At 42.2% G+C, this 11,945-nt stretch carries 10 protein-coding genes; 3 read left to right on the forward strand and 7 right to left on the reverse strand.

Annotated elements, in window-relative coordinates:
* Positions 1-33: 33 nt before the first annotated feature.
* Entirely contained in the window at positions 34-1,254 is a 1,221-nt protein-coding gene (locus tag ABD930_RS15000) for a metallophosphoesterase (RefSeq protein ID WP_345232556.1), read from the reverse strand.
* A 281-nt stretch (positions 1,255-1,535) separates the two neighbouring features.
* Between ABD930_RS15000 and ABD930_RS15005 the strand changes: the two genes are divergently transcribed.
* A complete protein-coding gene (locus tag ABD930_RS15005) occupies positions 1,536-2,528 on the forward strand; it encodes an LLM class flavin-dependent oxidoreductase (RefSeq protein WP_345232557.1) in 993 nt (330 codons plus the stop codon).
* A 130-nt stretch (positions 2,529-2,658) separates the two neighbouring features.
* Positions 2,659-4,680 carry a tetratricopeptide repeat-containing sensor histidine kinase gene (locus tag ABD930_RS15010; RefSeq protein ID WP_345232558.1) on the forward strand — a complete coding sequence of 674 codons (2,022 nt, stop codon included), beginning with the start codon at positions 2,659-2,661 and terminating at the stop codon, positions 4,678-4,680.
* A gap of 97 nt (positions 4,681-4,777) precedes the next feature.
* Here the strand turns inward: ABD930_RS15010 and ABD930_RS15015 are convergent, their stop codons facing one another.
* The 3 genes from ABD930_RS15015 to ABD930_RS15025 form a co-directional block, all read right to left on the reverse strand.
* Positions 4,778-5,425, reverse strand: coding sequence for a response regulator (locus ABD930_RS15015; RefSeq protein WP_345232559.1), 648 nt, complete (start codon positions 5,423-5,425; stop codon positions 4,778-4,780).
* A complete protein-coding gene (locus tag ABD930_RS15020; RefSeq protein ID WP_345232560.1) occupies positions 5,412-6,500 on the reverse strand; it encodes a sensor histidine kinase in 1,089 nt (362 codons plus the stop codon). The genes ABD930_RS15015 and ABD930_RS15020 overlap by 14 nt, the downstream gene beginning before the upstream one ends.
* 90 nt (positions 6,501-6,590) lie before the next feature.
* Entirely contained in the window at positions 6,591-7,331 is a 741-nt protein-coding gene (locus ABD930_RS15025; RefSeq protein WP_345232561.1) for a hypothetical protein, read from the reverse strand.
* 245 nt (positions 7,332-7,576) lie between these two features.
* On the opposite strand from ABD930_RS15025, the gene ABD930_RS15030 reads away from it, so the two are divergent.
* Positions 7,577-8,542 (forward strand): hypothetical protein, encoded by a 966-nt coding sequence (locus ABD930_RS15030; RefSeq protein WP_345232562.1) that lies wholly within the window; start codon positions 7,577-7,579, stop codon positions 8,540-8,542.
* A gap of 21 nt (positions 8,543-8,563) precedes the next feature.
* Here ABD930_RS15030 and ABD930_RS15035 read toward each other — a convergent pair whose 3' ends face one another.
* The 3 genes from ABD930_RS15035 to ABD930_RS15045 all read right to left on the reverse strand — a co-directional run bounded on the left by ABD930_RS15035 (position 8,564) and on the right by ABD930_RS15045 (position 11,668).
* On the reverse strand, positions 8,564-9,601 hold the full coding sequence (locus ABD930_RS15035; RefSeq protein ID WP_345232563.1) for an LLM class flavin-dependent oxidoreductase: 1,038 nt from the start codon (positions 9,599-9,601) through the stop codon (positions 8,564-8,566).
* A gap of 180 nt (positions 9,602-9,781) precedes the next feature.
* A complete protein-coding gene (locus ABD930_RS15040; protein WP_345232564.1) occupies positions 9,782-10,360 on the reverse strand; it encodes a hypothetical protein in 579 nt (192 codons plus the stop codon).
* Positions 10,361-10,594: 234 nt separating this feature from the next.
* A complete protein-coding gene (locus ABD930_RS15045) occupies positions 10,595-11,668 on the reverse strand; it encodes a tyrosine-type recombinase/integrase (RefSeq protein WP_345232565.1) in 1,074 nt (357 codons plus the stop codon).
* Positions 11,669-11,945 lie beyond the last annotated feature (277 nt).

An 11,945-nucleotide genomic window follows, 5' to 3' on the forward strand; every position in this document is an offset into this window, starting at 1 on the left:
ATCACATGAAATACTCATAGAAATAGGTCTTCCTTAGACCTTTTTCTTCAGCGTAATTACGGTTATTTCTGGCCAAATACCAACTCTCCCTGAAAAGCCGATAAAACCAAATCCCCGATTAACGTTAATAAATTGCTTTCCTTTTTTATAAAGACCTGCCCATTGGTGATAAAGATATTTTACAGCACTCCATCGAAATCCTGGAATTTCGATGCCAAATTGCATGCCGTGGGTATGGCCTGATAAGGTAAGATGAATAGGCTTCGCATGTGGTAATATCTGGGCTTCCCAATGGGAAGGATCGTGTGAAAGTAAAATAGTAAAGGTGTCTTTGGCTACCGTGGCCATTGCTTTGTCTAAATCACCGTAGCGAGCAAAACTTTTTCCCCAATTTTGAACCCCCACGAGATTTAACATTTGCCCGCCTTTTTCCAATTGAACATGTTCGTCTAGTAATAAACGAAATCCCATTTCTTTTTGCATAAGCTTGAGGCGATCGAGATTCGCTTTTTTTGCTTCCGGAGAGGGCCAAACGGTATAGTCGCCGTAATCGTGATTGCCTAAAATGGAATAGACGCCGTAAGGAGCCCGTAATTTGGAGAAAGGGATTTGCCATTCGTCCAATTCAACAGCTTCATTGTTTACCAAATCGCCTGTGAAAACCATCAGGTCGCTTTTTTGTGCATTGGCAAGCGCTATTCCGTGCTGTACAGCATCGCGATCAGTAAAGCTTCCGCAATGAATATCGGATAACTGCGTAATGGTAAAGCCGTCAAAAGCGTCCGGTAGATCGGTATAGGTAACCGTATGCCGATGAATCTTATAGTTATATTTTCCTCGGTATATGCCGTATATGATGGATAAGAAAGGAATAGCGCTCAAGCCAAGGATCAGTTGGCTGACAAATTTCCGACGATCAGGATAGTGCTTATAACTCTTGAAATGTAAAACATAGTCTCCTGCGCGCGCTAAATCTTCGATTAATAAAAATGGTAAAATCAGCAACTTAGGAATCAGCGATAACAGCACCAAACTGACTACGACAAAAATATACTTTTGCGGTAACAGTTTTGGATTGATAAAGATGAGAAAAAGTACTACTGAAATAAGTATTAGATCAAACAGCCAATAAGCCCAATGAATGGTATGTCTTGTGCTTGGCGAAAGTGACTGGGTAACGGTTTTTAGGGATTGGAAGAAATAACTATCTAACAACAACCAAATGGGAATAATAAACAGGATTCGGTTAAACATAATAGAAATAGCGCTAATTTTTGATGTAGACGATTCACTTCGGAAAATATTTCAGATCGTTTAGAAATGATTGATGAAATGAATTTGAAATTACAAAAAATAACGAAGGTCGCATCTTTAAAGCGAAATTGTTACGTGTAGATCGTAACGGCTTTGCTTCTATATAAGCTTAATTTGTTTATGGCATAACATCAATACACTGGGGAGAACTTTCTTTTTTTGACCTTCAGCTTACACCAGCTATGCAGGTTTAGCAGATTGGACACTTACCTTTGTCTTGTATGACAAAGCAAATTCCTTTATCAGCCCTTGAATTGGCTGTTATCGTGCAAAACAGCGATGCTGGTGATGCTATTAAGAGAACGGTTGAAACCGCACAACATATTGAACAATTAGGGTATAAGCGCGTCTGGCTTGCCGAACATCATAACATGGAGCATATTGCCAGCTCCGCTACTGCTGTACTTATTGGACATGTAGCGGGCCATACCAAAAGTATCCGGGTAGGTTCTGGCGGGATCATGTTACCCAATCACTCGCCTCTAGTGATAGCAGAACAGTTTGGTACCTTAGAATCACTCTATCCGCATCGGATTGATTTGGGCTTGGGCAGAGCTCCCGGCACTGATCAGCTGACTGCCATGGCTCTAAGGCGAAATAATATGCATGCAGCGTATCAGTTTCCTTCTGCTGTGCAGGAGTTACAGCAATATTTATCCGATGAAAATGTGGATAGTAAAGTGCGCGCATTTCCCGGAGAAGGATTAGATATCCCCATATGGATTTTAGGATCTAGTACAGATAGTGCGCATTTGGCAGCAAAAATGGGACTTCCTTATGCTTTTGCAGCCCATTTTGCGCCGGCACAGTTTCAGGCTGCAGTAGCGATCTATAAACGGGAGTTTCGCCCATCAGCACAATTACAGCATCCATATATCATGGCTTGCGTAAATGTTATTGCTGGTGAAACAGATGAGGAGGCCGAACAGCTATCTACCAGTTTGTATCGCATGTTTATTGGTATATTAACCAATCAACGCCAACCGCTTCAGCCACCGGTGCCTAACCTCAATCGTTATTGGAACCCTGAAATCCAATATGCTGTAAATCAAATGACCGCCTGTACGTTCGTTGGAGACAAAGAAAGCTTAAAGCAAAAGTTATCTGTTTTTATTGCCAACAATGGCATAGATGAATTAATGGTAACTTCTTATATTTACGATCAAGAAAAAAAATTGAGGTCTTTTAGTATTTTGAAAGAAGCGCTTTCTTGATACTGTAAGCTATAAGTGGTAGGATATTACCAATAACTACTAACCAATAACGATCATTAACAACAACCAAGTACAGTTAGTACCGAAAGACTTGCGCATTTTCAGGATTATTAGTTACTTTAACCCTACCATGCGCATACTTTTTTTAATATGGTATCTTTTAATCGCTTCGTTACCAACCAGGGCGCAGATGCCCTTATTCCCGCCACGATATGCCGACAGTCTAAATCAATTATTAATCAAGCCCGGAATTACCGATAGTTTAAAGGCACAGACCAATCTCCAACTGGCTACCTATTGGATTATGCAAAATGACACAGCAAAAGCGATAAAATACCTCGAAATAGGACGGAGGCAGGCAGTAAAAAATCGCTATTTGAGCGGTGTTACTGCGGTAACAGAAGGACAATATTATTATGTGTCCGATACCGCTAAAAGCTTCGCTGCTTATACGCGTGCCGACAGTATATTGGCTCATTTTGATAGAAAGGATGTCTATACAATCCGATCGAAAATATGGGCTAGCTTAGCAGCTTTGCGTCAACGAAAAGATGATGATGAAGGATATATCAAACTGGTGCTTAATAAGGCAATTCCTTTAGCAGAAAAGGCTGGTGACAGTGCATCCATCGGCTACCAATATGTTGGATTGGGGATTGCATTTATGAATATTGATCAAAACGATAAGGCTGCGCACTATTTAGATAAAGCAATCGCCATGCTCAAAAATGGGAAGGACCCTTATCGATTGGCAGGCGCGTATAATCGGGCCGCTGAAAACTATATGCTGTTAAAAAAGCTGGATAAAGTGGAGGAAATGCTAAATGCAAATCGTAAGCTTTTGGCGCCTTATCCCGAATCACCCTTATATGCCGGTTTTTATATGGCCGAAGGGATGCTATTTGAAGCAAAAAAGCAATATGATGATGCTATTGTGAGCTTTGAAAAAGGAATAGCTAAAGCCAGTGGACCTAATCGAATATACGTTATCCAAGAACTGAGATTCTACAAAGTGAGGTGTTTGCTGGCAGTGCACAGGTATCGGGAAGCAAAGCATGATTTACAGTTATTGGCACTTGATAAGGAAAACATGTCGCTGGATCAAAATCGGTTAGAAGTCTTTATGAGGCTTGCGGAAGCTTACGCAGGATTGGGCCAGATGGATTCGGCCTTTCATTACCAAAAGCAAAGTACACAATTGAACGACAGTTTACATCTATTGGATTTTAAACAAGACATTAACGATCTGGAAGCTAAATACCAAACAGCCGAAAATCAAAAGCAAATTGCACGATTACAAGCTGAAAAAGCAGAAACGGCACTGGCGGCTAGCAATAGTCGGTTATTTAGCTGGATTTTAGGTGTTTCTGCTTTTTTGCTGCTTATCGTTGTTGTTTTTTCGTGGATTTATTATCGAAATTATAAGAGCCTTGCTTTACAAAAAGAGGTTAATTATCGCCAACAGTTGAAGGAACTGGAGCAGCAACAACAATTGGTACTCACGAACGCGATCTTGGCAGGAGAGGAACGTGAGCGCAAAAGGGTAGCTCGTGATTTACACGATGGTTTAGGCGGAATTTTGGCAGGCATAAAAATCAACCTTTCCAGCTGGATAACCCGTCATAGCAAGACTCCGCAAACAGGCGAATTGCACAACGTTTTGACTCAATTAGATGATTCTGTTAATGAATTGCGACGTATTGCACGGAATATGATGCCCGAAACCTTGTTAAAGTTCGGGTTGGAAACCGCCTTAAGAGACTTATGCGAATTTCATAATACAGAAAGTCTAACCGTTGATTTCCAGTCTTATGATATCGATCCAGCTATTCCTTTGTCGGTACAGATACAGATTTATCGTATGATACAAGAAATGCTTTCCAATGCGGTACGGCATGCTGGGGCACATCATATTTTATTACAATGTAGTCAAGCCGGTTGCAATTTCTTTATTACGGTAGAGGATGATGGTATTGGGTTTGAATTAGGTAAGATGTCTGATAAAGAGGGTATGGGACTTAAAAATCTAAAAAGCCGTGTAGCCTACCTCAAAGGAAAAATGGAGATTCATTCCTCGGCAAAAGAAGGTACATCAATCAATATTGAGTTAGATCTTAACCGTTCACTACTACAAGAACAAGCATTAAGCTGAGACGTTAACAACCGATAGCAAAGAATTGTGTATTAGTGGCAAGTATCAAGGTTTGACTATTGCCTTCTACCTTAAACCTTACGCCTTAAATCTCCCTTCACACCATTCCATATTCCTTAGCCCGATTAACCAGCGAGACCATATTGTTAACGTTAAATTTCTGCATAAGTGTAGCCCGATGAGTTTTTACGGTAAGCGGACTGATAAACAATTCTGCTGCTATTTCAGCAGATTTCTTACCTTTTGCCAATAAATGGAGTATTTGTCTTTCGCGCTTGGTCAATTCGGGAAATACTCCGGTTGTATCCAAATCAGGGCGTGATAAGATGAGTTTTACTTCATTGCTTAACGCAATTTCGCCCTGTAGGGCTAATTTGACGCAGGCGACAATATCTGCTGCACTGGCCGTTTTTAATAGGTAGCCACTGGCTCCGCTTTGCAACATCTGCCGTATGGTATTCCGTTCACTTAGATTGCTGATGGCTAATATTTTTACTTCGGGATGGAACTTGCTAATCTCTTTACAAAAATGGATGCCGCTATCATCAGGTAAGGTAATGTCTAATAAAACGATATCCACCCGATCGTTTTTTAAATTTAAATAAGCCATAAAATCACTGCCTGATGTAAAATGAGCTTTTACGTGGAGCATAGGCTCTGCATCTATTAGATTTCTCAATCCTTCGATGACGATGGGATGATCGTCCACAATGACGATGTTCACCGTCTGCTTATGATGCAACATTTACTTCAATATTAATAATGGTACCATCTGTCGAAGAGTCGATGTGCATATTGCCCTTCAAAAAATCAACTCGACTACGAATATTTTTAAATCCCATTCCTTCTTGATGAAGGCAACTGGCATCGAAGCCTTTTCCATTGTCTTCAACAGTAATAAAAAAGGTATCTTCGGCTTGGCTACACTGCACGATGATTTTGCTGGCAGCAGCATGTTTAACTGCATTACCCAACAGCTCCTGTACAATGCGATATATTGTTAACTGAGTCCCTGAGGAGATGTCATCTCGGATCTGAAATGCGTGAAATACAACCCTTAAATCTATGGATACGATGGAATCACAAAGTTCACGGAGTGCGACTTCCAAGCCTGAACGGAGCAGCGATTCAGGTATCATATTTTTAGCGATACGTCGTAGTTCATTTACCGAATCGCCCAGCTGGTCAATGGCACGGTGAAGTTGTGGTTGCTGCTCTGCAATTTGGGAAAGATGGAGCTTTACACCGGCTAACATACCGCCAAGGCCGTCGTGCAGGTCACGGGCAAGGCGACTTCTTTCTGTTTCTTCTCCCGTAAGCAAAGCCTGCGTTACTTCAATCTGCCGCTGCTGCTCCATCGATTGGACTTGCTGTGTATTCTGTATTTTTTTTTGTTGAAAACGATAGAGAAAGAATAGGATAATGAGCAAAAGAAGGAGGGCAGTTCCCCATAGCATTAGCTTTTGCTTATCCGATTTGCTCTGCAATTCCTGAATTTGCTGTTCTTTCTGAGCCGACTGATAGCGAAGTTCCAGCTCATTCATTTTGAAGGCCGTTTGTTGTCGATCAAGGCTATCCTTATAATGGGTATACCGTTCGGCGTAAGCATAGGCTTTTGATAGATCACCAATGGCCTTGGAATAATCGGCGATTTCTTTTAGGGCTGGAAGTATATATTCAGGTAACGAATCATTTTGGGCCATTTTTACGATCCGATATGCCGAAGTCCGCGCTTGCTTAAACTTTCGTTGAGCGGCGGCAACTGTTTTTCGTGCTTCGTAAGCATCGTATTCCGTTTCTCTATCGGGATATTGAGCCAATGTGCCGAATGCATTGTTAACAGCGGCTTCTGCTGCTCTGAACTGTTTAAGCGACGTATAATAAAGGGCTTGGTAGCTATAGTACCTTGTCTATAGACGATCTTTTCCTAAAATAATCAGTTGTTGTTCAGCTTTATCTAGAAAGTATTTTGCTCTGGCGGTGCTATCCATGTGGTACATCAGTAAGGTACCACTCAGATAAGATTGTGCTTTACTGCCAGGGTCGTCTTCTGTATGTTCCGTGAGTGCAATATCTTTCAATAGATAGGTATGGGCTTTGTTATAGTCTTTTAAGGTGAGGAATGCTGCTGCTAAGTTGTGCAAACCGATTGCATAGGGAATTGTATCCCCGATTTTTTCCAATAAGGGAAGGGCTGTTAAGAGTAATTCGGTTCCCCTTTCGGCATATCCCTTGTCCAAATACGCTTGTGCTAGATTGGCTGTGGCGTGTGCGTACAGTTGTATAGATGCCTTCTCTCTGTTTGTTTCTAGGAGTTGCCTGGTAATATTGTAATGCGTAATTGCGCTATCTACGGCAAAAGAAAGCAAATGCACATTAGCTAGTCGATAATGGGCTACCGCAGTATAGTAAGGATAAGCTTGTTTTTGAGCAATATGTAAGGCCTTGTAAGCTAATGGATAAGCTTGTTTCTTATCGCTCATTCGCGCATAAATCACGGCCAGATCACCCATAAGTACAATACGCGCTGTATCGCTGCTGGTATGACCCAAGCGTGTCTGTAAACTATCTGCTTTGTGCTGATAGGATTGTGCCCTAATTGCCTGAATAGGTATCAAAAAGGCAATAAGAATCATCAATAGCGACTTCATGTGTCAGAGAAACTTAGAAGTAATGTTACCGATTTTTAAGCATATTTTGAGAGAATAGAAAAAAATACTCCTTTGGGAGTATTGTATCACCAAATGATCATCCTCAATTTTGAACAGGATAATCGTAACCGATAAAACGAGTTGTTATGAACGCGACATGATTGAGATAATTATTAAGCACACAGGGCAATGATTATCTCAAATCATCAAAGACTGCATTAGAAAATTAAAAACAAAATAAACAGATGAAAATATACCATTTACATGTCATCGTTTCGCTTGCAGCATTGCTGTCGTTGACGTCCTGTAGCAAGGATGATGGAGAGATTAGTGCCAAGGGCTCTTGGGGCGCTGGGCGTATTTATTATACCGCTCCAACGGAAGGGGTATTGTTTGTCGACTTGAAAGAGAAGCAATTGGGTACCCTGCTGGCAGCAGATTACGATCGCCATGACTGGGATGTTAGTCTGGATGGCTCAAAAGTGGTTACCTCGGCCAATACCAACGACCTCGATTATAATGCCGAAATGTACACCATCAGTAATGTCAGCGATGGTCGGGTTCTCAGCCAGTTCAAATACCATCCTGCGGAGGGCGACTATACTTCTCCTCGGTTCTCCCCCGACGGTTCGATGCTTGCAACCGAACCGACTTGGGACGAGGGTATTGTCATTATGAACGTGCAGGGTAGCATCAAATGGCATATCGACAACGTAGGTGGACAAAAATTTGAACAGAACATATTGGCATGGATGCCCGACAATACTTTTCTGTGTATGGTAGGCAATACGCTGTACCGTACCAATACCGATTGGGACTACGTCAATCCCATCGCTTCCCTCAACCTTTCCAAATGGGGAGCACCACGCGCTAGTCCAGATGGCTCTAAAATTGCCTATGCCAGTGATGGCCATATCTGGATGATGAATGCCGATGGCAGCAATCAGGTACAGGTGACCACAAGTAGCGATGAAGAATGTTATCCTACCTTTTCGCCTGACGGGAAGCATCTGCTGATCGGTGTACACTTCATTGAATCGTTAGGAAGCAATACGGGCGGAGTATTTACAGACGGTGTCTGGAAACTGGCTATCATACCAGCAGATGGGAAGCAATATAATGTCGATGAAGGGGCAGACGATCATGTGGTGCAGTTAGTGTTAAGAAACGGTAATAATGAATCGTGTGACGGTTACATGGTATGGCGATGATGTTGCTGTTAGACAAGTCGATTACGTATTCGCTAAGGCCTTTTTAACGGCAGGTGCTACCTTTGTTCCTAATAACTCGATGCTTTTCATTAAATCGGCGTGTGGAGGTGCACCTACATCCGCATGCAGGAGAAAGCGAGTAAGCCCGAACATCTCCTGATGATAAAGAATTTTATCGACAATCTGGTTGGGATCGCCAATGAAAAGTGCGCCTTCTCTACTACGCCCTCCTCCGAATTGTTCTTTTGTATAAGGAGCCCAACCTCTATCTTTACCAATGCGGTCCATCTGTTGCGCATATAAAGGAAAATAGCGGTTGGCAAGCGCTTGTCCATTTTCTCCAATTAAGCCATGGGAGTGGGTTGCAAGCTGCATATTGGCTAAATCGTGCCCAGCGTTTTTATACTCCTGTTTATAGAGCTCAAAAAAGGGCCTAAATTGAGCGGGCATGCCTCCAATAATAGCAATAATCAGCGGTAGGCCTAAACGTGCTGCACGGATTACCGATTGTGGTGTTCCGCCTACGGCAACCCAGATATCCAAATGGTTGTTCATTGCTCGTGGTAATACTTCTTGGTGGACTAAGGGTGCACGGAATCTGCCCTTCCAATCAATAACCTGTTCTTTATTGATCGCTAATAATAAATCAAGTTTTTCGGCAAATAAGCCATTATAATCGTTGAGATTATAGCCAAAGAGCGGAAAAGATTCTGTGAAACTACCTCTTCCAACGGTAATTTCCGTACGGCCATTTGAGATCAGATCCGCTGTAGCAAAATTCTGGTACGTGCGAACCGGATCGGTAGAGCTGAGCACTGTAACGGAGCTGGTGAGTTTAATCCGTTTGGTAATACTCGCCGCTGCGGCCAAAATAATTTCCGGACTAGATACAGCGAAATCTGGCCGATGGTGTTCGCCAATGCCAAATACATCTAAACCTACTTCATCAGCGAGTTTTATTTCTTCTAATAATTGTTGAATGCGTTCCTGTGCGGGTTGAAAAGTGTTACTTTCTTGATGATAGGCCAAATCACCAAACATACTTAATCCTATTTCCATTAGAACTCCTAATTGTTATGTTGTTTTCTACGACAAAGATACAACCGTATCGGGCAGAAGCTACTTGATGTAGGATAAGAAATACCAGTGTATTCCAGCAAATGATCTAGTTCTTTACGTATAGTTCTTTGCCCGCAATATTCCTCATCGGTAGTAATGGAATGTTTTATTGTCTCATTATCATGAAAGTGCTTTTCTATGCCTTTGAATTAGTATAATATACATCAGTAATACAAAAGCTGCATAAGCGTACTGCGTACTTGATACTCCTACTCCATAGGGAAACCAGATACCCGGGAAAATATGTAGCGTAGCTATTTCTTGTGAAAACAGTCCTATGGAGACCAATACTATTGCAACTAAGACTGACCACTCTTTCCGTTTTTGATTAAGAATCCCTTGAGAGATGACAAACAGCATTGAAGCGACAAATAATAAGCGTATATAGTCAGCAATCTTATGAAAAAGAGTATCATTAATTGAATCTGACACCCATGGAAGCCCCAGCAATTGAGCCACCATGTAGGCCAAAGTAAGTATGGTAATCATTTTAGGCATCCATCGTGGTCGATGCAGTTCATACCATTCCCACCAAGCCATAAACCAACTGCCAAGTATCAAGGGTCTTAGGATAACGGTTGTCACGATATCGTATTGATGTGTGTTTTCTATTTGTAACCAGAAGTAAATAGCTTGATTGGCACGTACTAAAGCGAGCAAGACTAATCCGCTTCTGCACAATTTGCCACACATGGGCAAGGAAGTCCTTTTCGGTGCCCTTCCCGGTTGATATGAAATGGTTAAGGTGGTGGGTGTAATAGGCTTCGAACTCGGCCTTGTCCAATCCGTAGATTTTGAGCAGGAAATGGTTGTCGCCGTACCCCGTCTTCAAACCAAATATGTTACCTACATCAAACGGGTGCGGGGAAAAATCAAAACGTTTTCTGCTTTTAAAGTATTTTAATCCCATTTTGATAATCTTTAAACCTGTAGCTACAAAATCCTGTCCAATGGACTTTTGATTGAATTCAGTTGCGCATTGCCAACCTTTGCATAAAGCATCGTGGTCTTGATGTCATTGTGACCAAGTAGCTGCTGTATGAATGACATGTCCGTGCCGTATTCCAGTAAATGTGTGGCGTAGCTATGCCGCAAACCGTGTATCCCTATCGGCTTGTTTACCTTTGCGGCTTTCATCGCACTCTTAAACACCGCTTGGACACTGCGGACGGAATACCGCCCACCGTACTGACCTTCAAAAAGATAAGTTTTAGGGTGGTACGCTTTATAATATTCCCGCAGCGAATCCAGCACCGCGGACGGTAGCGGTACGTACCGGTCTTTCTTTCCTTTGCCCGCTTCGATGAGCACCTGCATCCGTCCGCCGTCGATGTCACTCACTTTCAGGTTGACAACCTCACTTACTCGCAATCCCATTCCGTAGCACAGTTGCAGCATCAGCAAATGTTTTCGGTTTCGTACCGTGTCGAATATCCGTTTTACTTCCTTTTGACTCAGCACTTTTGGCAAAGTGGATGGCTTCTTCGGCCGTGGGATTTCGGCAAAGAAACCCGGTTTATGGAGCACCTGTTCAAAATAGAATTTGATGGCGTTGAGCCTGCTGTGCAGCTGGCTTTCCGAAATCTTCAATGTATTGATGCAATAAAGGATGTAAGCTCGGAGACGGTCGTAGCCCAGCGAATCAACGGGCACATCTTTCAAAATATACAGTAGCTGTGCAAATTCGACCATGTAGGTCTTTATGGTGGATGGGCTGTAGGCTTTCATCTGCAACACCTCTTTCATGCTTTGCAACTCCCGAGCATTCACCGGTGACAATTTGGACAATACCCCTTTGCCAACCGGTGGGGTTTCCATCCCGAACAGTGTGCGGAAATGGGTGCTGTCCGGTACATACCAGCACTTTTCAGACCTGCTCCACCTGCCTTTCAGCGATTTGACTAAATCAATCTTTGCCCGGTCGTATTTGAAATCCATCCAAATGACTGCGGCATCCCTGTGCCTGCCGTCCCGAAAATCAAAACCAGAAAAATCGACAACTTCCATATTGCGTATTTTGTATTATCTACCAAAGCAAATCTAAGAAAGTTATACAAAATACGCAATAGATAAAATCTGACAACACCAAAGCAAGGCACTTAAAAACAACTATTTATAGAGGTTAACAGAAAGACACTTGACATCCTTGCATATAGAAGAGTATTGCGTATATTTGAGAGTTATAGGCAATGTTGACCGACCAATCATACACGACAATTATAGACAACTAAGAAAATGAGAAATATAGTAATAGTTGGAGCAAGTAAAGGACTTGGTAACTCAA

Origin of the sequence: Olivibacter ginsenosidimutans, assembly GCF_039542865.1 — a bacterium.
In the GTDB taxonomy this organism is placed as follows: domain Bacteria; phylum Bacteroidota; class Bacteroidia; order Sphingobacteriales; family Sphingobacteriaceae; genus Olivibacter; species Olivibacter ginsenosidimutans.

Bases quoted from the DNA above. Each gene is read 5' to 3' on its own strand.
- ABD930_RS15005 (WP_345232557.1), top strand. From the start codon at position 1,536: ATGACAAAGCAAATTCCTTTATCAGCCCTTGAATTGGCTGTTATCGTG.
- ABD930_RS15015 (WP_345232559.1), bottom strand. From the start codon at position 5,425: ATGTTGCATCATAAGCAGACGGTGAACATCGTCATTGTGGACGATCAT.
- ABD930_RS15025 (WP_345232561.1), bottom strand. From the start codon at position 7,331: ATGAAGTCGCTATTGATGATTCTTATTGCCTTTTTGATACCTATTCAG.
- ABD930_RS15010 (WP_345232558.1), top strand. From the start codon at position 2,659: ATGCGCATACTTTTTTTAATATGGTATCTTTTAATCGCTTCGTTACCA.
- ABD930_RS15045 (WP_345232565.1), bottom strand. From the start codon at position 11,668: ATGGAAGTTGTCGATTTTTCTGGTTTTGATTTTCGGGACGGCAGGCAC.
- ABD930_RS15035 (WP_345232563.1), bottom strand. From the start codon at position 9,601: ATGGAAATAGGATTAAGTATGTTTGGTGATTTGGCCTATCATCAAGAA.
- ABD930_RS15000 (WP_345232556.1), bottom strand. From the start codon at position 1,254: ATGTTTAACCGAATCCTGTTTATTATTCCCATTTGGTTGTTGTTAGAT.
- ABD930_RS15030 (WP_345232562.1), top strand. From the start codon at position 7,577: ATGAAAATATACCATTTACATGTCATCGTTTCGCTTGCAGCATTGCTG.